The organism is Vibrio stylophorae (assembly GCF_921293875.1).
In the GTDB taxonomy this organism is placed as follows: domain Bacteria; phylum Pseudomonadota; class Gammaproteobacteria; order Enterobacterales; family Vibrionaceae; genus Vibrio_A; species Vibrio_A stylophorae.
This window is the reverse complement of the sequence record NZ_CAKLDI010000002.1, coordinates 1-20,392: the sequence shown is the minus strand read 5'-3', so window position 1 is coordinate 20,392 and position 20,392 is coordinate 1. Positions and strand designations below refer to the sequence as shown.

General features: G+C 48.9%; 15 protein-coding genes. 4 read left to right on the top strand and 11 right to left on the bottom strand.

Going from position 1 to position 20,392, the window contains the following annotated elements:
• Positions 1–80: 80 nt before the first annotated feature.
• Positions 81–1,505 (bottom strand): sodium:proton antiporter NhaD, encoded by a 1,425-nt coding sequence (gene nhaD / locus L9P36_RS13590; protein WP_237467955.1) that lies wholly within the window; start codon positions 1,503–1,505, stop codon positions 81–83.
• A 418-nt stretch (positions 1,506–1,923) separates the two neighbouring features.
• On the opposite strand from nhaD, the gene rarD reads away from it, so the two are divergent.
• Both rarD and L9P36_RS13580 read left to right on the top strand, forming a co-directional pair.
• A complete protein-coding gene (rarD, locus tag L9P36_RS13585) occupies positions 1,924–2,844 on the top strand; it encodes an EamA family transporter RarD (RefSeq protein WP_237467954.1) in 921 nt (306 codons plus the stop codon).
• A gap of 92 nt (positions 2,845–2,936) precedes the next feature.
• Positions 2,937–3,521, top strand: coding sequence for a PhnA domain-containing protein (locus L9P36_RS13580; RefSeq protein ID WP_237467953.1), 585 nt, complete (start codon positions 2,937–2,939; stop codon positions 3,519–3,521).
• A 105-nt stretch (positions 3,522–3,626) separates the two neighbouring features.
• Here the strand turns inward: L9P36_RS13580 and L9P36_RS13575 are convergent, their stop codons facing one another.
• The 5 genes from L9P36_RS13575 to L9P36_RS13555 all read right to left on the bottom strand — a co-directional run bounded on the left by L9P36_RS13575 (position 3,627) and on the right by L9P36_RS13555 (position 11,280).
• Entirely contained in the window at positions 3,627–7,310 is a 3,684-nt protein-coding gene (locus tag L9P36_RS13575; RefSeq protein WP_237467952.1) for an AAA family ATPase, read from the bottom strand.
• Entirely contained in the window at positions 7,307–8,548 is a 1,242-nt protein-coding gene (gene sbcD, locus L9P36_RS13570; protein WP_237467951.1) for an exonuclease subunit SbcD, read from the bottom strand. Before sbcD ends, L9P36_RS13575 begins: the two co-directional genes overlap by 4 nt.
• Before the next feature lie 195 nt (positions 8,549–8,743).
• A complete protein-coding gene (locus L9P36_RS13565) occupies positions 8,744–9,157 on the bottom strand; it encodes a hypothetical protein (protein ID WP_237467950.1) in 414 nt (137 codons plus the stop codon).
• Positions 9,147–10,577 (bottom strand): phosphatase PAP2/dual specificity phosphatase family protein, encoded by a 1,431-nt coding sequence (locus L9P36_RS13560; RefSeq protein ID WP_237467949.1) that lies wholly within the window; start codon positions 10,575–10,577, stop codon positions 9,147–9,149. The genes L9P36_RS13565 and L9P36_RS13560 overlap by 11 nt, the downstream gene beginning before the upstream one ends.
• A gap of 115 nt (positions 10,578–10,692) precedes the next feature.
• On the bottom strand, positions 10,693–11,280 hold the full coding sequence (locus tag L9P36_RS13555) for a hypothetical protein (protein ID WP_237467948.1): 588 nt from the start codon (positions 11,278–11,280) through the stop codon (positions 10,693–10,695).
• A 354-nt stretch (positions 11,281–11,634) separates the two neighbouring features.
• On the opposite strand from L9P36_RS13555, the gene L9P36_RS13550 reads away from it, so the two are divergent.
• Positions 11,635–12,174: a hypothetical protein gene (locus L9P36_RS13550; protein ID WP_237467947.1), complete on the top strand. Its 540-nt coding sequence runs from the start codon at positions 11,635–11,637 to the stop codon at positions 12,172–12,174.
• 121 nt (positions 12,175–12,295) lie between these two features.
• Here the strand turns inward: L9P36_RS13550 and L9P36_RS13545 are convergent, their stop codons facing one another.
• Positions 12,296–13,303, bottom strand: coding sequence for a DMT family transporter (locus L9P36_RS13545; RefSeq protein WP_237467946.1), 1,008 nt, complete (start codon positions 13,301–13,303; stop codon positions 12,296–12,298).
• Positions 13,304–13,397: 94 nt separating this feature from the next.
• Between L9P36_RS13545 and L9P36_RS13540 the strand changes: the two genes are divergently transcribed.
• On the top strand, positions 13,398–14,171 hold the full coding sequence (locus L9P36_RS13540) for an AraC family transcriptional regulator (protein ID WP_237467945.1): 774 nt from the start codon (positions 13,398–13,400) through the stop codon (positions 14,169–14,171).
• On the opposite strand, the gene L9P36_RS13535 is transcribed toward L9P36_RS13540, so the two are convergent.
• The 4 genes from L9P36_RS13535 to L9P36_RS13520 all read right to left on the bottom strand — a co-directional run.
• A complete protein-coding gene (locus tag L9P36_RS13535) occupies positions 14,144–15,880 on the bottom strand; it encodes an ATP-binding protein (RefSeq protein WP_237467944.1) in 1,737 nt (578 codons plus the stop codon). The genes L9P36_RS13540 and L9P36_RS13535 overlap by 28 nt on opposite strands.
• Positions 15,877–16,422: a heme NO-binding domain-containing protein gene (locus L9P36_RS13530; protein WP_237467943.1), complete on the bottom strand. Its 546-nt coding sequence runs from the start codon at positions 16,420–16,422 to the stop codon at positions 15,877–15,879. The genes L9P36_RS13535 and L9P36_RS13530 overlap by 4 nt, the downstream gene beginning before the upstream one ends.
• Positions 16,423–16,501: 79 nt before the next feature.
• Positions 16,502–18,733, bottom strand: a complete 2,232-nt coding sequence (locus L9P36_RS13525; RefSeq protein ID WP_237467942.1) for a patatin-like phospholipase family protein — start codon at positions 18,731–18,733, stop codon at positions 16,502–16,504.
• 24 nt (positions 18,734–18,757) lie between these two features.
• A partial coding sequence (locus tag L9P36_RS13520; RefSeq protein WP_237467941.1) for a replication initiator protein RctB domain-containing protein occupies positions 18,758–20,392 on the bottom strand: 1,635 nt, incomplete at its 5' end.

Below are 20,392 nucleotides of genomic sequence, written 5' to 3'. Positions count from 1 at the left end.
TTTCTTAAATTTACAGCGCTCATGATGGCGACTTATACGTATGTTGTGCGAAATTTAGACACAAGCTGTGATCAAATGCGCTAAAAAAGGTGCGGATTGACCCAAAAGTGTAACCAAATACTGACGGCATAACCCAAAGCAATTACAGGTGTCCAACGTAAATGACCAAAAAAGGTATATTGACCTCGCGCATGCCCCATAAGGGCAACACCCGCAGCAGAGCCGATGGATAACAAACTGCCCCCCACACCTGCAGTTAAGGTTATGAGTAACCATTGTCCATGGCTCATCTCTGGATTCATGGTCAGCACTGCAAACATCACCGGAATGTTATCGACAATGGCAGAGAGGATGCCCATGGAAATATTAGCCGCAGAGGCATTCCATTGGTGATACATTAAATCAGAGGCCGCCGACAAATAGCCCAAGAGGCTCAAGCCACCGACACTCATCACCACGCCGTAAAAGAACAACAAGGTATCCCACTCGGCGCGCGACACCCGGCTAAAGACATCAAAGGGCACCACATTTCCCAACCGGCGTAGCGCTGCATCATCATGATTTGCCTCAGCAATGGCACGTTTTTTAGCGAGCGAACGCGGCAAGGTAAAGCGAAGGAAATAACCAAAGAGCTGCAAATAGGCCAGTCCCATCATCATGCCAATGACAGGTGGAAAGTGCAGCCATGCATGAAAGCCCACAGCGGTTGCGATGGTCAGCAAAAATAACACCACAATACGGCGTCCACCGCGTTTGAGCTCAATAAATTCATCGACAGCTTTGGGCTGCTTTTTCGGAACAAAATAGGACATCACCAAAGCCGGAATTAAATAATTAGCAAGCGCTGGAATGATCAGCGCAAAGAACTCTTGAAAATGGACGATGCCCGCTTGCCACACCATCAAGGTGGTAATGTCGCCAAAGGGGCTAAATGCACCGCCAGCATTGGCTGCCACCACAATGTTAATGCACGCTAAATTGATAAAACGCGTGTCATCTCCTGCCACTTTAAGCACCACGGTACACATTAATAATGCGGTGGTGAGGTTATCTGCAATAGGTGATATAACAAATGAGAGGATCCCAGTGATCCAAAACAACGAGCGCAGATTAAAACCACGACTGACCAGCCAAGCACGCAGCAGATCAAACAAGCGCCGCTCCTCCATGGCGTTGATATAGGTCATCGCCACCAGCAAAAAGAGCATCAGCTCTGCATATTCCAGCAAATTATGGCGAATCGCATCTTGCGCAATATCTGAATAGCCAGCATTGGCATAAAGCGCGCCCACCAATAACCAAATCAACCCCGCAGCGAGCAGTACAGGCTTTGATTTGCGCATATCAAAGTACTCTTCGCCCATGACAAAGATATAAGCCGTAATAAAGAGAAAAAGGCAGAGATAGCCTGTATTGGTTTGGGTGAAATCTGGCAGCACCCCATCAGCCGCGGCAAGGCTCGGCCATGAAAAAAATATCAAACATAAACAGCACCAACGCAGCATGGTTCCACCCTCATACAATAAACTTGATTTAACTGTAGTGAACTGAATTTCAATCTTTTTATTCGCCGCCAAGCGAACTGTAAAAGTCAGAGCAAGCACAAAGTATTGAACGTAACAGGGGGAAATCGCGGGCGCTGGATGCGATTGAGCTTTCGCTACAGATCCCAGCTCGCTTTATGTTGATTGGGCATTTCAGTGATCGCTTCAGGCAATCGAAGGCGTTAGCTGCGTCATCTATGATCAACGACCATCGACTATCATCGACGCTGACCATCTCCCCTTTCACTATCTTCGTCTGTACCATCAAGCCATCACCAAATATTTCGCTCATCTTTTGCCTCAAGATGATTGACCTTTAAGCACAAAGAACGACAATAGCGCTGCCTATCCACACCTTAACCAATGACAAGATCAATCCATGGCAACCACCCGTGCCGGCAACCTGCTTGCCGCTTTTTCTTTTGTGCTCTGGGGACTACTCCCCGTTTATTATCAGTTTTTGCCTGCGCCTGATATGCCAGAGCTATTGGCGCTGCGTATTCTTTGCTCAGTACCCACGATGTTATTGGTGTTTTGGCTGCTACGCAGACCCATGCCCAATTGGCGCCAAGTGTTCAAAAACAAACGTTCTGTGGCGATTAGCGGCATTGCGGCGCTGATTATGAGTGTGTCTTGGTGTGCATTTACTTGGGCCATTGCCAACGGTCAGGTGTTGGCAGCGAGTTTAGGCTTTTTTATCAATCCCCTGTTTGCCATTGCGCTGGCGGTCTTTATCCTAAAAGAGCGCCTTTCCTACGCCCAAGGTATCGCCGTTTGTTTAGGTATTTTAGGCATTGCCTATCAGGTCTGGCACTACGGTGAACTGCCATGGCTGGCACTGATTATGGGTAGCTTTTTTGCGCTTTATGGTCTTTGCAAAAAATACGTCGAATTTGATGCCATGACCTCAGTGACGCTGGAGAACATTCTGCTCGCGCCCTTTGCGCTGCTCTTTTTAATTGGCGATGCGATTTGGGGGACGCCTGTGGCTCTGGGCGGTGATTCCACGACCTTGCTGCTTTATATTGGTGCAGCTCCCGTCACCCTTGTGCCGCTGATCTTTTTTGCGCTAGCGCTACATCGCACCAGCCTGACCATGGTCGGCTTAATGCAATATATTGAGCCCAGCCTGCAGTTTATTTTGGCGGTACTGTTCTTTGGCGAAATCTTTGACAATGTGAAAGCTGTTAGCTTTGCTTTGATCTGGGGTGGCTTACTGTTTTGTAGTCTTGAGGCGATTTACGCACTGCGTAAACACCGTCATCATCGCAATTCAGGCGGCAATCTTCCGCAGGTGTAAGCGAGCGCTTACACCTTTACCGAATAGATCCCCCTTTTCATTCGCTGTGAAATGGGGATAATAACGCCTTCATTTTATGTAGGACATTTGGCATGACACTTGAAACTAGCTTACGCGCCCGTAGCGGCTCAACCTGTGAACTTTGTGGTAGCACTGACGACCTATGCGTTTATGAAGTACCACCAGTCACTCAGCCTGATACCGATCGCGCGATCATGACTTGTGCTACCTGTGAACAACAAATTCAAGGCAGTGACAGCGATTTGAACGCAAGCCACTGGCGTTGCCTAAACGACAGCATGTGGAGCCAAACCCCTGCAGTGCAAGTTATGGCTTTCCGTATGCTTTCTCGTCTAAGCAACAATGCAGAAGCATGGGCGCAAGACTTGCTTGATATGCTTTATCTTGAAGAAGATACCAAAGCATGGGCAGAAGAAGGTCTAGCTCTTGCTGAAGCAACCAAAACCGTACCAACTTTTGACAGCAACGGTACCGAGCTACAAACTGGCGACACTGTTACTTTGATCAAAGACCTTGTCGTAAAAGGCGCTGGCTTTACTGCAAAACGTGGTACTGCGGTTCGTGGTATCTCTTTGACAGATAACCCAGAGCAAATCGAAGGCCGTGTAAACGGTACGCGTATCGTGCTATTGACTTGTTACTTGAAAAAACAGTAATTCCTTTCGCGCATATGACGAATATGTCGTGACAAAAAAGCAGCCAATTGGCTGCTTTTTTTATGTTTAAATGAGTGTTTCAATAACGCTAGAGCACAACAGCACTCAAATCCGATAGTCGGCATCAAGCTCGCTATAACCCATCCCATTGCGTTTGTTGACCTCAATTTGCACCGGAATACGCTCCTTCATCGCTTCAATATGGCTGATCACACCAATCATCTTGCCGCTGGCATTAAGATTATCCAATGCATTGATCGCCGTATCTAAGGTTTCAGCATCCAGCGTACCAAAGCCCTCATCCAAAAAGAGCGAGTCAATACTGGTTTTATGGCTCACCAAATCAGACAGTGCCAAGGCCAGAGCCAAACTCACCAAGAAGCTTTCACCCCCTGATAAAGTTTTGGTATCGCGCACCGCATCTGCTTGCCACGTATCCACGACTTCCAGCTCCAGCGCTTGTGATGGTTTACGCTGCAGAAGATAACGACCATGTAAACTTGCGAGCTGTTTATTGGCGAGATAGACCAGATGATCCAGCGTTAAGCCCTGCGCAAAGCGGCGGAATTTCGCGCCATCGGCAGAGCCAATGAGCTCCGCCATATAGGACCAATCTTCATAGCGCTGCTGCTCTTTAGCAACCTGCGTCATCAAATCTTGCTGCTGCGCGCGGCGACGATTATCCGCTTCTAAAATATGGCGACACTCACCGGTGCGCTGCATATTTTGATTCACCTTTTCCGCGACTTCCGCCAATTGCTGCGCAAGCATGGCCACCGATGGCGCGCCGCTCATCTGCTCTGGTTTTTGCGACAAGTGCTGCTGCACCTGAGAAGAAAGCTGCGCCACCGCAGCCTTTGAGGCCACCATTTCGGATTCGAGATCGCGCTTTAATGCTTGCAAAAGTGCTTGTTGCGATTGCGGCAACAAGGCGTCCAACAGCTGCTGCTCACTTTCAAATCCAACTTCAGCAAGCATCTGCTGCAGCTGGCGACGGCTTTGCTCTGCGCGCCCTAACAGATCGCTTTGCTGCTGGCGCAATGCGGTAATTTCACCATCGCGGCGAATATTTTCACCTTCCAATTCCTGTTTGCGTTGCTGCGCTTTGGTAAAGCCAGCCTCTGCCACAGCAAAGGTTTCACGCAACTGCTGGCGCACATCTTGAACCAATTGATCGCCAAAGGTCGCGTAGCGCTGATTTTGATGGCTTTCGAGCTCACTATATAAAGCTTCTAGCGCGGCGCGATGTCCTTCACGACGCACACTGAGTTCACTTAATTGCTGGTGAGCATGGCGAAGCTCTTGTTGCAGCATGGCTTGTCGCTCGTTTGCTTTTTGCCGCTGTTCTGAGCTTTCCTGCCACTTTTGCCAATCTTGCAAGCGCTGTTTAAGCCAAGTGCTGTGCTCAGAGACCATGGGCATGGCAAAACCAAGTGGCTCAAGCTGAGATTTTAAGGCTTGCTGCATCTCATGCAGCTTATCTTCTAGCTTGACCAACTGACTAGTCAGTAGCTCTAACTGTGTCTTAGTACTGCCATATTCAGCCTGATTAAGCTCAATTTGTTGCTGGGTGGCCTGCGCTGATTGCGCCGCCTGCGCCACTAAATCTTTCTGCGCGCTAATCTGGCTTTGCGCTTTTGCCATCGCCTCAAGCTGAGCATTGATCGCAGCAACCGCTTGGTCATATTCATTGACGTAGCGCTTCACCTCATCTGGCGCATCAATGGCCAAAACAATATTCATGGCATCGCATTGTGCTTGCCAATTCAGCGCCATGGTTTCTAGGCTCAGCTCAAGTTCACTACAGCTACTACTGGCTTGCTGCTCTTGCATGGTGAGCGCCTGCACTTGGCTTAACAACATCTCATGCTCATGTTGTTCCTGCTGCAGTTGCGCTTTGAGATGATTCACTCGCTGCTCGGTTTCACTCAGCACCACCAGTCCATAAGCTTCAATGGCAGGATGCTCCGTTGAGCCACATAAAGGACAAGCTTCATCCGGTTGCAATTTTTGACGATGCTGCTGCAGCGAGACAATTTGCTGCTCGCGCATAAGCAGCGATTGCAGATCCTCAAAGTGATTTTTAAGCCCTTCAAGCTGACGATGCACCTGATCAAAACGTTGCTGCTGCTTTTGCTTTTCATCATTGAGCTGACCACAAAGTTGCTGCTGCTTTTGCGCTGCTTGCCACTGATCTTGATAACGCTGGCTCATCAATAAAAGCTGATTGAGCTGCGGCCGTTTCAGTTGATCTTCAGCCAGCTGTGTTTTGAGCGCATGCTCCAAGCCATGGTTTTGTCGCAAAGAAGCCAACTCTTTTTCCGCATCGGTGAGTTGGGCGACCTCTTGATTCAAATTTTGCTGCTGCGCAAAAAGCTCGTTTTGTAGCTGCTGATGGCGATCTTTTCGCTCTTGTACCTGAGCGGCGAGGCTTTGCTGTTTTTTGACCAACTGTTCTTGGTCTTGCTCACCTTGCGCCATATTTTGCAATAAGCCGCGCCAAGCTTGCAGATGCTCACCGATAGATTGATGGTGTGTATGCAAGCGCTGATAACGACTGATCGCATCTAAGCTGGTGATGGTGTCGCGCAAGTTATGCTCGACATGCTCTTCATGCTGCTTGGTTTGTTGCCACTGAATTTGCGTTTCTTGGCGCAGTTTTTCGCGCTCTTCTGCATCTTGGCGAAGTCGCTCGATGCGATTATCCAGCGGTACCACTTTGTCATTAATCAGCGACTCTTGGCTATCGCGCTGATAGCGGACGTTGCGATAATTCAGCAGCTCTTTTTCAAAATGCTGCAAGTGCGTTTCATAAACGCCCTGCGCCTGCTGCTTTTCTTGCACCAATTGACTAATGCGACCGGCCATTTTTTGGCACGCCTGATCCGATTCATCGCGCTCATTGAGATAAGGGCGCAGCTTTTCAGCTGGCTCACTTTTCGCCAAGGCTTCTAAGTCATTTTGATGCAGTTTGTATTTATCATTGGCTTGATGCAGCGCCAATTCGGCTTGTACATGTTGGGCGCTCAACGCATGGTTTTTCTCTAGCCAAACTTTGATATCTCGCAGCACTTGTTGCTGCTGACTAAGGCTTTGATAGCTTGCAGCAAGACTTTGATGCTCTTGGCGAAGCGATTGGCGGGCATCATCATTGAGCACTTCAACGCTATCGACACGCGCCACCAGCAAATCCAGTGCGCCTTTGGCATCGCGGTAATTATCATAGACCTGCTGTGAGATTTGACCGTAAATCTCAGTGCCCGTGAGCTCTTCTAGCAGCTCTGCGCGCTCATTAGGCTGCGCATTTAAAAAAGCGGCAAATTGCCCCTGAGACAGCAGCATCGATTTAGTAAAGCGACCAAAATCAAGCCCCGTAAGTTGCGCGGTAAGGTCTAATTTTTCACGAACCTTATCGGCTAAAATGGTGCCCGTTTCAATCTCAGCCAGCTCCACCTTGGGCGGCTGCAATTTCCCATCAGGATGATCTTTGGCGCGGCGCTGACTCCAAAAGGCGCGATAACCCTTGCCTTTCACTTCAAATTCAACTTCGGCCAAACATTCTGCGGTTTGCCGAGTCATCAACTCGTTTTGCGAAGGGCTCACTTGCAAGCGTGGTGTTTGGTGATAAAGCGCTAAACAGATGGCATCGAGCAGCGTGGTTTTACCCGCGCCCGTGGCACCGGTAATGGCAAATAATCCATTGCTATTAAAAGGCTCAAGTCGAAAATCGATTTTCCATTCGCCCTTGAGCGAGTTAATGTTTTGCAATCGCAAGCTTAAAATTTTCATGCTTGCTCCTCCGGCATATCATTGAGCTGAGTCAGCACTTCTTGAAAACAGTGGCGCAAACGCTGCTGACGCGCTTCATCAAGATCCGGCTGTTGTCCCATACGACGTTCAAAGACATCCTGCGGCGTCAGCTCCGATAAGGTTTCTTTTGCCTGACGCTCAATCGCTTGTAAGCGCTCACTTTTTGCGCGGCGTAGTAGCAATACTTCCACCGGCAGATCTGCCGTTAACTGCTGAATATGTCGCTGAATATCACTCAGGTGTGCATTGGAGTTAATTTCCACATCCAGCCATACCCGTTGCCCTTCAGTTGCGGTATCCGTATCGCTTTGATAGGGCTTTAATGCCACCTCAATATCGGTGACATTGCCTTTAATCAGAGCCATCGGCTGAAAACAAGGCACCGCCAAAGGTGTGACCTTTTCTAATGCACCTTGGGCAAAGTCCACCATCAACACCTCTTTTTGCTGGCGCACTTCATCAAAACTAAGGGCAATGGGCGAGCCGCAGTAGCGAATATGATCGCTTTGCGCCACCCGCTGGCTACGGTGAATATGTCCCAAAGCCACATAATCCACCGCTGGAAAAGCGCTGGCTGGCAATGCATCTAGGGTTCCCACATACAGATCGCGCACCGATTCACTGGCAATGCTACCTGCGGCCATTAAATGCCCTGTCGCCATGATGGCCACGGGCGAAGCTGCTTCAGCTTGGCGCATTTTGGCGAGATCATAGAGCGCATGATAGTGATCGCTGATCGCCTGTTGTAGAGCCTGTTTCTTCTCTTGCGCCGATTCATCACTGCGACTTTTCAGCAGATCGCGTGAGCGAATATAGGGCACGGCGCACAATAGCAGCCCCAATTCACCTTGCTTGTTCTTCAGCGCAATCATCTGCGACTCGTAATCATCACTCACGGCAGCAATTACATGGGTATTGAGGCAAGCCACCAATTGCTTTGACTCGTTGAGCGTTGCCACTGAGTCGTGATTACCAGCCAATAGCACCAACTGGCATTGATAGTTTTGCAGCGACACAATAAAGGCATTGAGTAGCTCACGCGCATAGCTTGGCGGCGCGCCAGTATCAAAAATATCACCGGCTACAATCACCGCATCCACTCGATGAGTGTCTACTTGCGTAAGCAACCAATCGAGAAATGCTTTGTGCTCAGCCTGACGGCTTTTGGTGACAAAATGCTGGCCTAAATGCCAATCAGATGTATGAAGAATGCGCATTGCGCCTCAATTCCCCTGCTAAATAAAATTCAAACGACCATGGCCATCTCAAAGTCAAAATGGACATCCAAGGTGGCAATCGCCGCTTATTAAATCATTGAATGGGCGGGATGCCCAACGCACTTTATAATTTGTGAGAGAGCTGGCAATCCCAGCGCCGCACTTGCAATCGATGATGTGCGCGATGCGAAAAGATCACATAAATCGCACGCCGTAGTGTAATAACAGCAGCGCTGCGATCAATATCTGGGTCCATAGCAAGCGGCGAAACCAGCGCATGGCGCCTTGCACGCGAGACGGCATATCTCGCTTCAATGATGGCGCTTTGCCAAAGCTCTGCGTTAACTGCTGATCAAAAAGGAAGATCGCTTGTTCTGCGCTCTGCCCATCCAACTGCGTAAACATCGCCGCATCAATAGCCACGCGAGTCGCGCAATATTTTCCCCATAGCCAAAACACGATCATTAACGTAATCAGTAGACATCCCAGTGCATGTAGCCCCATCCATAGGGGAGAAAATAAAGCCGCCAATATCAATAGATCGCCGACGCGTGACCATAGCCGATATTGCGCCAACAAAGCGCTGAGCGGTCGATAGCTACTGGACATGGTTTTCATTTTCCCTTTGCTCCTGTGATGGGCCTTGATCATATTCACCGGCTTGCGCCATCACATCGCCGCCCTGCTGCGCCTGCCACCAATATTCAAGTTCGCGTTGCTGGTGATAAGACAAATGAACCCAAGGGCGAATATTCCTCACATCAAAAATCACCTTGGCACAATTTTTCTCCTCACCATAAAGCAGCAACCAAGCGCATGCCACCACGGCGCTGCGCGAAAATCCAAGGGCGCAACATACCAATACAGGGCCTTGCTGACGCATCAGTTCAAGCTGCTCAACCGCAGCAGCAATCGTCGCCGCGTCCATCACCACTAGATCTAAATGGGGCAAGCAGTGATAGTGTTTCGGCCGATGTGGCGCTGAAATTTCAGCCGTTAAATCAAGCCATGCCAGCTGCTGCGCATCCATGTCATTACGCGCAGGCAAACGACCGAGCCAAACCCCGGGTGCAATTTCATCTCGCGGCGCTAGACGTCTCGTCCAGCACCACTGATTGATACGTGCGGCAAACAAATATGGCGCCAATAGCCAGCGCGCAGCAATACTTTGAACGCCTTGATCATGCTTCTGAAAGACCGCCACCGAAAGACCCGCATAAGCAAGGCTAACAAGCACCAATGCCGCGCTTGCCCACAGCAACCAAAGACCAGTTGGTGCCAATGAATAGGCGATCCCGGCAAACAAAATTGCCCCCATCAAATAGCTAAAAGCCAGCTGATAGCGACGGCGACGATCAATGGTTGGCTTTCGCCAAGCACAAAGTGGGGATGAGCCAGACACGGGCCACAACCACACAGCCAGAAACCCTGCGAGCATCCCTGTGGGGACATCAATAAAATGGTGCTGCCAAGTCGTGAGAACAGACAACCCAATCAGCGCAAACCATACATGTACCAACCAACGCCAAATGCCGCGCGCATGCGAAGCAAAACTCACCCAAAGGATCATCAGCAATGTGATGTGCAGTGAGGGCGCTTGATTAAAGGGGCGGTCAAAACTCATTAACAGCTCAAACCAAGAAGCAAAAAAACCACTGAGTTCTGGCCTTGGCCATGAAAATTGCAGCGGCCAAAGCATAAAACAGCTGATACAAATGAGTTGTGCCGTCAGTAAGCGCAACCCCATACGATTGAGCTCATGACGATTACTGGCCAGTAAAAACACCAAACAATAAAGTAAGTCAATGGACCAATAGGGCACAATGGTCCAAGCCCATAAAGGGATCTGCGTTTCCCAATCAAAAACCACATGCCCTACTTCGGGCAAACTTTCGGCCCAATGGTTGGTAAAGTTGTAACTGACGAAAAAGAGCGGCACCAAAAGTGCCAGCCAAAGCAAAGCGTGCTGAATTTTATGGCGATCATACCAAACGGGGTAATCACAGGGATTAGATGGGATATTTTTCATAAATTACAGCACCTTGAAATGATGTTCACACTCTAACATGGACACTCAAAAGACCAAGATGCGAAGTAAAAAAATAGGACGCTAGGCGTCCTATTTTTTCATGAATGTCATCGATTTACTGTGCAGCGCTGTCTGCTGTGGATTCCACAACTTCTTCTACTTGCGCTTCAACGGCTTGACCATCGACCTGAACTTCTTCAGCTTGCACTTCAACCGCTTGGCTCTGTGCATCGAGTTCGGCTTTGCCCTGCTCAGATAACTCATTCAAAACTTGCGCTTCAGCATCAACGGCTGCTTTGGCCTCTTCTACCTGCGCGTCTAAATTGCCTTGTGAGGCTTGCTGCTGATCCGCAAGCTCAGCATCGACCGCCGCTTCAACCGCTTCAGTGGCACCTTCAGATAGATTGACGCTGGCAGTTTCAGAGAGCTTGGTGCAATCCCAACCCCATGCTTTTTGCTTTTCAACTAAATCAGCCGCTTTGCTTTCGCAATAACCCGGTGTATTTGACGCGCGCCACAGCACTTCATCTTGACCATTTTTGCTGTAATTAACTTCACAAGGCAAAGCGTCAGGGCTGTTGGTATAACGTACTTCAATGATCCGCTCAGCATTATCAAACTGGCAGACATATTTAATATTTTCCGCGGCATAGGCGTGGCTCGCAGCCAATACACTCGCCATGGCAATCATTAGTTTTTTCATCGATTCACTCCTGATAGAGAATGAGCTCAGTATAGATAGCCCCTTTCTCGCTGGTTATTTTTTTCCAACAGATTGCGGCGTATCTCCAAAGACAATTGATTTTCATACATTTTATTCAGAATCAGCCCCAGTCCATCTCCATTGAATATAGGCTAGTTTCGATATTCGTTGCGTGGTACTGAGATGTGATGAAAACCGACACAACACAAATCAACAAAAGATTCATCTATTGAAAGCGACTCCCTTGACCAAATGTGCGCACCGTCTGTTTTTTCATGAATGAATTTGTCCTCTCTTACATACAATCGTACTATTTAATAACAATATCAATAAGAAATACGAAATGAGGATCAGATGACTCAACGCGTTCGCGTCGTCACCGGAGAAGAGATTGCTGCCGAAGACTTATCAAATTTTTTAACCCGAACCGTATTGGGCGGCGCCATTCTTTGTTATGGCTTATATCGAGTGGTTGATTGGCTCACCTTATTGCTACTCAAGCAAGATCTGGGGATCGGTATTTATATTGTGGCCCCACTTGGGATCTTGTTTTCAGGCTTCTTCCTGCTGTGTGTGGCAGGCTACAGCATCAATATTCAAGACCCATTGATTCGCTGGACATACTACGTTGTTGGCAGCTATTTCATCACCAATGCACTCTATCCCTACGGTGTTTTTGGTAGCTCCAGTACTGGCAAATACATTGGTTATGCCATTGTATTTTGCGCTATCGCTGTCGTGTATCGCGCATTGCAAGCGCTATTTGCCAATCACCTTCGCGTACGTGAAGTCAGCCATGGCCTCTTTTGTATTGCTGCGCTTGTGGCTGTCGCCATTGGTCCCTTTTGGCAAACGACCCGCAATATCTTGCTCAGCGCTGGCTGGATAGGCTAACAAGCTCGTCTTGTGGCCGTCTCATGACAATGAAAAAAGCCCTGCGATGCAGGGCTATTTAAATGATAAAGGATATGCGTTGCATCAATTTGATGCATATACATGAAGGAACATGCTGTGATCACACCGTTTTCGCTGTCGGCATAGCCGCTTGTTTATCCACAGATGCATCCGCCATCACAGGCGCTTGCTGCGGCTCATGTGGCGGTTCAGCCTCTTGTCCCATCTTGGTTTTACCCGCCAGCCAAATACGCGCCATACGACGCATTAAACGCTCTTGTTGCTGCAACATCAGCACGCCGCCAATCACCAGCAATCCACCGACATAATGGTAACGCTGCAACTCCTCATTGAGGGTATATGCGGCCAATACCGCAGTAATAATCGGCATTAGGTTCATATACATGGCAGCTTGGGTCACCCCCACTTGATTGATCGCTTTCATCCAGCACCATGGCGCAATCACAGATGCAGCAATGGCCGCATAAGCAATCAGTGGCATCGCTTGTTGTGATGGAATGGTATCGTCGCTTAGCCACCACAAAGGTGAGAGCATCACCACCGCCGCAGTCCCTTGTAAAAACACCATCATCCAATTGCCAAAAGGCATTTGCCAGCGGCGTAAAAGAACGCAGTAAAGGCCATAACTAAGGGACGCGAGGATCATCAACCCATCGCCAACATTCATCCCTTGCGCCATTAAATTACTCCAGTTGCCTTGACTGACCATCACCCCGACGCCAAAAAGCGAACAGAGGGTGCCAAGTAGCGCAGGCATGGTGATCGCTTGATTGAGTAAAAACACACTAAAAAACAAGCTAAAAAGCGGCACCATGGATGTGATTAGCGCCATATTGGTCGCCGATGTGTAATGCCCCGCCCAATAGCCAAAGGATTGGTTAAACACCATACCCAGTAGTGATAGGCAAAACAATTTCGGTAGCCATTGTTTGATCACCGCCCATTGACGATAAACACCATAGGCGCAAAATGGCAACAAAATCACAAGTGCGACAAACCAGCGATAAAATGCAATCGCGCCAGGCGCAATAATGGGCGCAGCTAGTTTATTGACAATACCATTGCCAGCCCAAAGGCTCACTGTGATTAAGGGAAGAAGAAAATTCATAACAGACTCATTGCGGTTGACCTGATCTAGTCTGACAGCTATGTTTTGCAACATATATCGCTAATCGGACAACCCCTGTTAGGGATCGGACAAGTTGAACTATCCAAAATCCAGAGAAGATGCTGAGATCTTCTTTAACTATGAAATAATTAAGCCTAATACCTACACACAGGCGCATCATCATCCGTGGGGACAGCTACAGCTGATCCGCGGTGGCGTGCTTGAGCTCAAATCTCAGGGGAAACGTTTTCTCTCGCCGCCGCAATATGCCATCTGGGTCCCCCCCAATGTACCCCATGAGAGCTATATTCGCCGCACCATTCAATATTGTTCAGTCAATATTGCGCTGCCCTTGGCATTACAAATGCCAAGTGACACCTGTTTACTCAGCTTAAGTGCCATTGCTGAAGCGATCATCGCCCATCTTCGTGAATCACAAATCACCCATGCGCAAGATCCACAAACCGAGCGCTTAATCGCAGTGCTGCTTGATCAGCTCATGGAAGCGGAGTCCATTTCGCAATACTTACCCATGTCCGATGATAAGTTGCTCACGCCCATTCTGCGCGCCATTGAACGCGATCCGACCCACCCAGACAGCCTCGCGACCTGGGCAAAACGCGTGCACACCACAGAGCGTACGCTGGCCCGTCATTTTCAACAATCCTTGGGCTTGAGCTTTGTCCAATGGCGTCAGCGACGAAAATTTTTGTATGCGCTACAACTGCTGCGCCGCGGCCAATCCGTAAAAGAGATCGCACTCACGCTGGGATACCACCAATCAACGCCATTTATTCAAATGTTTAAACGCTTAGCGGGCTGTACACCAGAGCAATATCGTCAGCGCTTGGCAGGAGAGCCTAAGTAGTGGCAGAGCATGCGTTTAAGCTCCTCTAATTGGTAGGGTTTGGTGAGAATATCGTCCATGCCAGCATCAAAACAGGCTTGCCGCTCCTCTTTGGTGGTTCCTGCAGTTAAAGCGAGTACTGGCAGCATCATCCCCTTTTGACGCAGTTGACGCGTCGCTTCATAGCCGTCCATCACGGGCATACGACAATCCATCAGCACCAAATCAAATGACTCAGCATCGAGCTTTTCTAAAGCTTGCACACCATTGCTGGCGATTGCATGGGGCACATTGATCTTTTTGAGCATCATATCGATGATCAATTGGTTGGTGGTGAGATCTTCCACCACTAAAATATGACGCTCGGCAAATGATGTTTCAGTGTCATCTAAACGGCCTTGATGCACATCTAAAGAGCCAGTGCTGCACGCTGCTTGCAGGGGTAAATGCACAGTAAAACAAGCGCCTAGCCCCAGCTCGCTTTGCAAGGTGATTTGTCCGCCCATCAATTGGCTCAGCTGGTGGCAAATTGCCAAGCCCAAGCCCGTGCCTTCATGCTGCCGCGTGGTTGAGCTATCCACCTGCTGAAACGGCTGAAACAACTTGTGCTGCTCACTCAGTGCAATCCCCGCGCCCGTATCTTTTACCTGAAATGTGAGGCCGTCTTTCCAATAGCAATCAACCTGTACGCGGCCTTGCTCCGTAAATTTCAAAGCATTGCCCACTAAGTTGACCATAATTTGCAAGATTCGATCGCTATCGCCAATCAGCATTTCGGGCATGGGATCATGGCTACAAAGCGACAGTTCAAGCTGCTTTTCATCGGCGCGAAGCTGAAACATAGCCTTCACACTATCGAGCATCTGATGAATCGAAAATGAGCGCGCTACAAGCTCCATCATACCGGCATTCATTTTGCTGTAATCGAGCAGATCATTAATCACAGAGCGCAGCAATTCACCCGCTTGACGGCATGTCGACAATAGTTTGGTTTGGTGTGAGGTTAATGTCGTGTCATAGAGCAACTCAGCGGCGCCAAGAAGGCCGTTTAATGGACTTCTCAGCTCATGGTTGATCATCGCCAAAAATTCGCGCGTGGAGCGCTCAGAGGCTTCTGCACGTAACTTAGCTTGCTGCGCATTTTGCAATGTCAGCTGGCGACTCAATGCGCCGTTGACCATATCGCGAAAAAGCGACAATTGCAGACGAATGGTTTTGATCCAATCTGGCGGGCCATCAATACGGGCGCACAAACAGCCTACTTGCTGTTCATCAAAATAGAGCGGTAGCCAAAAAAGTGAGCGCTCGGGTTGCCAGAGATCTTGGCTTAAGGATGGCGGCGGTGATGGCCAATGAAGTGGAATATGACCACTTTGATAGTAGCCAGCATAGGGGCCTAAGGGCTCCTCTAGCACCAATAAACAGGCCGATAACTGCAAACTTTTCGCCAAACGCTCCATGGATTGATGCAAATGCTGGCAACTGAGCTCTTGCTGAATAAACAGCTGACCTTGGCGTAGCAACAAACTTTCCATATTGGCTTTTAATGCCAGTACGGCTGCATCTTCTTCCACGCGATAGCGCAGCTGCTCAGCCAAGGCTTCCAGTTTTTTATTGGCCTCAAAAAGATCGCGACTTTTTTGCTCAAGCAAGGTCTCAGCTTGAATTCTCGATGCTTTTTGCCGCGCAAGCGCCCGCTCAAGCAGCGCAATTTGCTCGCTATCGCTCACAGCGCATGCTCAACTTTGGTCAGTTCAAAGCGCACTTCACTCAGATCCGAGGTCACTGGCGTCATGACAATGGAGACGCGCTCATCAAAATGTTCCGCGCAGCCCTCAATCAAGCCATAACAGACATGGCCCAAACAGCGCGAAGAGTGATAACGCAAAATCATCGATTGCTCAGAAATATGATCAAAGGTAAATCGCGGCGGCTGCGCATCTGGGTATAGCTTCATCACCTCAAGGTGAATGGTGGCTTCCACCTGCTGAATAAACTGAAAACAGTCGCTGGCGACCCCAGCCATTTCGGGATAATTTTTGATTAACTGTTGAAACAGCACTTTGCCGTAGAACTGCTGTAGCGCTTCAATTGGGGTATCGGTGATCCGGCCTAAAATCACCACCATCTTGACCAATTCACGATGATCATAGCTACCCACCGCGGTGTAGATCCCATCGCTATCGGCTTGCGCCAACATACGATCGCAGATCGCAAGGCCAAATTGCGCTTCCACAAGCGCAAGAAATTCCGTAAAAATCACGCCTTTCATGAACATCCCTTTTCCATCGCTTTTCAAAAGTATGGCCGCAAGTGGCATAAAATCAAAAGCGATGGCGCAGACGACTCAGCTAAAAGGTGTTACCAAACAGAAGATAGAGGCTGCTGCGTTCTTGCTCGTTATAACCAAAGGCGAGATAAGCAGGCCCGAGGAAGGTATCAATCCCAACATAAACACTGCCAGCAGCAAGGGCGCTGCTCCACGAAATGTCACTATCATCAGCCCAAACATTGCCCTTCTCAATGGATGCGCCAACATAAACCGGCGATGAGAACATACCGAAATCGTTGTCAAACCAGCGATAGCGATAACTCGCGCTGACAAATGCTTTATAGCGACCGCTCAACTCATAGCGGTTAAATCCAGATAGGTTTAAAAATCCGCCGAGATCTTGCACATAGATGGGAAATAACTCAGCTGAATCTGAGCCGCCAAAGGATCCTTTCAGCAGCAAGGTATGCCGCTCATAGGTGAGCGGCTGTGTCAGATCCACTTGATAATAATCCACGCTTTCTCGCTGACTTTGTGACAGCGCTTCAGCGTGCGTACGGCTATGACCATAGGTCAAATCGATGGCGCTCCCCTTTGACGGGAAAAAGACATTATCCAAATCATCAAAACGGAAAGTGACGTAAGCGCCATGGGTATCGTAATCTTGGCTTTGATTCAGCGCATCGACATCAATTCGCCCGCCAAGCGCTTCAATGCCCACGGCGATGCTGCCAGAGCGATGCCAATTCCAACCCAGCTCGCTGTACGCGCGCGCTTGCGAGTAATCGATATTGAGAAACTCGAGCAGCTCATCCGGCGGTAAATAGAACTGGCGGTTTTCATTACGAAACGACGCGCCGACACCGGCATAAAACTCACGCTGATAATCAAAGGGCAAATAAAAATCGGTGGCCACACTTTTCCAGCTCCCTAAGGAAGCCTCGACTGACCATTGGCCGCCATAGCGAGTAATATCATGCAGCACATACTCAGCACCAATGGCATGATTGGAGCGCTGATCAAAATCATCTTCAAAAGCCAAACGAAAGTTGAGATAACCCGGCCCCCAACTTTTCTCAACCACTTGCACCTCAAGATGATTATTCCCTTGATCATCGTTTCGAATTTGATAGCGGATCGTTTCGTAATCATTGAGCGCATAGACGCTGCGAATCCGCTTTTCGATCTCTGCTTGGGTTTGCGGCAGCTGTTGATCAAAACCAAAGAGCTGGACCAAAGCTTCATCACTTTGTTTGGTTTGGTTATCAAATTTAACTGTGGTGATATGCAAAGATTGCTGGGTGAGCAAAGCCAGATGTTTGGCTTTAAGCTGCTGACGATATACAGCGTAATCTTGCTCGCTTAGCTGATAAGCAAGCAGTGCTGGCAACATGGCTTGGGCGGCTTTTTTCCCTGATTCATAAGCCGTTTGCATCTTATTAAATTCAGGCGCCGTGATGTTATCCACGTCAGGCGTTAAATACACATCATGCCCATGCTTTAACAGACGACGCTGCACATCAGTACCAGAATTGGTCATATGTGTGGTGAGCTGAGTGACCACATTAATCGCAGAGTTTAGTTCGCCATAGCCAAGTAAGCTGTCTCGAAGATCCACTGCGATAATGATATCTGCGCCCAGCTCTTTGGCTATATCCACGGGCATATTGTTGACGATGCCGCCATCAACCAAACGTTGCCCATGCCATACCACAGGCTTAAGCGCCCCCGGTACAGACATCGACGCTTGCATCGCGATCGCCAGATCGCCGCCATCTAAAATCACCGGCTCAACGGTTTCAATATTGGTTGCAACTGCGCGATATGGAATGGCCAATTGATCAAAGTTCACCACCGCAGGCTGTAGCCCCACAGCCTGACGCAGCAACACTGCCATGGTTTGGCCGAGCACAGCACCAGGGCGATCGCGCATGGTGCCATTGGGAGACAAGCCGATATCGGTTTGGATTTGATATTCATCATGGCTGCGCTTATCACGCAGGGTGAGTTCTTCTCGTGAAGGGCGATCGGAATAACCGCGGTTCCAATCAATGGCAAATGTACGTGCTTTGATCTCTTCTGCACTATAGCCCAAGGCGATCATGCCGCCGACATAAGCGCCCATAGAGGTCCCGGTGACAACATCAACAGGTATTCGGTTCGCTTCTAAAACTTCATATACCCCAATGTGGGCTGCGCCTTTGGCACCGCCGCCACTCAGCACTAGCCCTACGTGTTCGCGTGCTGTCGCTTGCGTGGAAAACAGCGCAATAACACTTAGAATAAACCATGAATAGGGACGAAATCGCACGCTGCACTCCTTTGCAATTAGTGATTATTGACCTGCACTCATATCATCAAGTGCTTTCATCACTTGACCATTGAGATCCCCTTGGTGGATCGACTGGCAGATCTTACGGCGCACAGCTAAACCAGAGATTAACGATTCAATAGATAGATGGCGATCGTGCGGCTGTTGGTTGTATAGCTCAACGGTACGACTGAGGGTGTCGTAGCTCACTACTTCATCACCAACTTTGAGCCATTCTAGTTTTTCCATCAATGCGTGGCACTCTTCGCTAATCGCATTGACGCTATGCCCACTAATGGCAGAAAGCGCGCGAATACTGCGTTGCATCGCCTCTTCCGAGGTATATTTGGTAAGCACTATGGTAATTTCATCCGCATTAATCTCAACCACATGCTTACGTAATTTCACGCGACGACCTAAACGACCGCCAGGGCGAGGCCCCGTGCGTACAATGGGTTCAAACTCACCATCGATAATTTCGGCAAGCTGATCCAGTTCGCGAGATGAAAGGATCTCGTTGCGAAGTGGATTGGGTAAGGTTGGCGCCATATTGCGCTTTCCTTGGTTGGTTGTTTTCGCGCGCGAATAACGGATCACCTCATCGACATCCGAGCGAATATCCATTTGATAATCCACTTTGCCCTGCACTTCAAGGGTACTGATGGTGAGATGATATCCCCATAAATTAACGGCAAAGAGATCGCCTTGTCCGTCTCCTTTGGCCAGCTTACGCAACTCACGGATCAAGTCTGCTGAAAAACGGCGCCATTCGATTTGCCGCGCCATCTTTTGGTTCAGCTCGCTCAGTAACATACTGTCCTCCTGCCGACGAGCCATACGGCTACGGAAAAAGGTATAGAGCTGAAAGACCAAGGTATGTTGGCGCAGAATTTCTGGCGGGAACAAGAAGAAATAATCACGGGTCAGTAGCTCTTCAAAAAATGAAGGCTCCCAGACCAAAATGTACAAATTAGGTTTGATGCGAATTTCACCGTCACTATTTTGTGTCGGCGCTTCTTCAGATGCGGTAATGGTTCGCGCTAAAAACCGGAAACGATCACTTTTGAAACCCTCAGGCATATTTTCACTGAGCCAGCGCCCTGTGAGTTCATGCAATTGAAAATCGGTAAATTCAATACGATCGATACTATCTCGAATGCTGTCGCGTGCTGGCCCACTGTCTTTTTTACCGCGCAACGTCAAAATATCCGTAATGTATACGGGAGTTTTGTTACTCATGCCACGGCTTTGCAATTCATAATCATCCATATGATGCTCATGGTATTGCACCGTCATGGTAAAGAGCGCAAACAAGGTCATTAAATCATCGACCGTCATGATCGACTTTGATGATCGCGTTTCGATAATGGCTTTGGTGCCGCTAATTGCGACCATTGCCTTTTGGTAATTTTTGCGGGTTCGCGGTGGCGCCAGTGCTTGGTCAATGATCCCTGCCCAGCTGGCGGGTGAAACCACAATCTGATCAGCTTCATCAGGCATGGTTGGGGGGGTACCTAAACCATGGGCACTGAGTAATTGTTGATTGACATGACTTTGCGCAAGTGCGCGGGATTTCTTTTGTCGATCTTTGGCCATGCTTTGTTCTGAATTGAGCGCAGTTGCGCCAAGCTCTGAAATAAGCTGACTAGGATTGATAAA

Bases quoted from the DNA above. Each gene is read 5' to 3' on its own strand.
- L9P36_RS13565 (WP_237467950.1), bottom strand. From the start codon at position 9,157: ATGTCCAGTAGCTATCGACCGCTCAGCGCTTTGTTGGCGCAATATCGG.
- L9P36_RS13575 (WP_237467952.1), bottom strand. From the start codon at position 7,310: ATGAAAATTTTAAGCTTGCGATTGCAAAACATTAACTCGCTCAAGGGC.
- L9P36_RS13545 (WP_237467946.1), bottom strand. From the start codon at position 13,303: ATGAATTTTCTTCTTCCCTTAATCACAGTGAGCCTTTGGGCTGGCAAT.
- L9P36_RS13555 (WP_237467948.1), bottom strand. From the start codon at position 11,280: ATGAAAAAACTAATGATTGCCATGGCGAGTGTATTGGCTGCGAGCCAC.
- rarD (WP_237467954.1), top strand. From the start codon at position 1,924: ATGGCAACCACCCGTGCCGGCAACCTGCTTGCCGCTTTTTCTTTTGTG.
- nhaD (WP_237467955.1), bottom strand. From the start codon at position 1,505: ATGCTGCGTTGGTGCTGTTTATGTTTGATATTTTTTTCATGGCCGAGC.
- L9P36_RS13550 (WP_237467947.1), top strand. From the start codon at position 11,635: ATGACTCAACGCGTTCGCGTCGTCACCGGAGAAGAGATTGCTGCCGAA.
- L9P36_RS13580 (WP_237467953.1), top strand. From the start codon at position 2,937: ATGACACTTGAAACTAGCTTACGCGCCCGTAGCGGCTCAACCTGTGAA.
- sbcD (WP_237467951.1), bottom strand. From the start codon at position 8,548: ATGCGCATTCTTCATACATCTGATTGGCATTTAGGCCAGCATTTTGTC.
- L9P36_RS13560 (WP_237467949.1), bottom strand. From the start codon at position 10,577: ATGAAAAATATCCCATCTAATCCCTGTGATTACCCCGTTTGGTATGAT.
- L9P36_RS13530 (WP_237467943.1), bottom strand. From the start codon at position 16,422: ATGAAAGGCGTGATTTTTACGGAATTTCTTGCGCTTGTGGAAGCGCAA.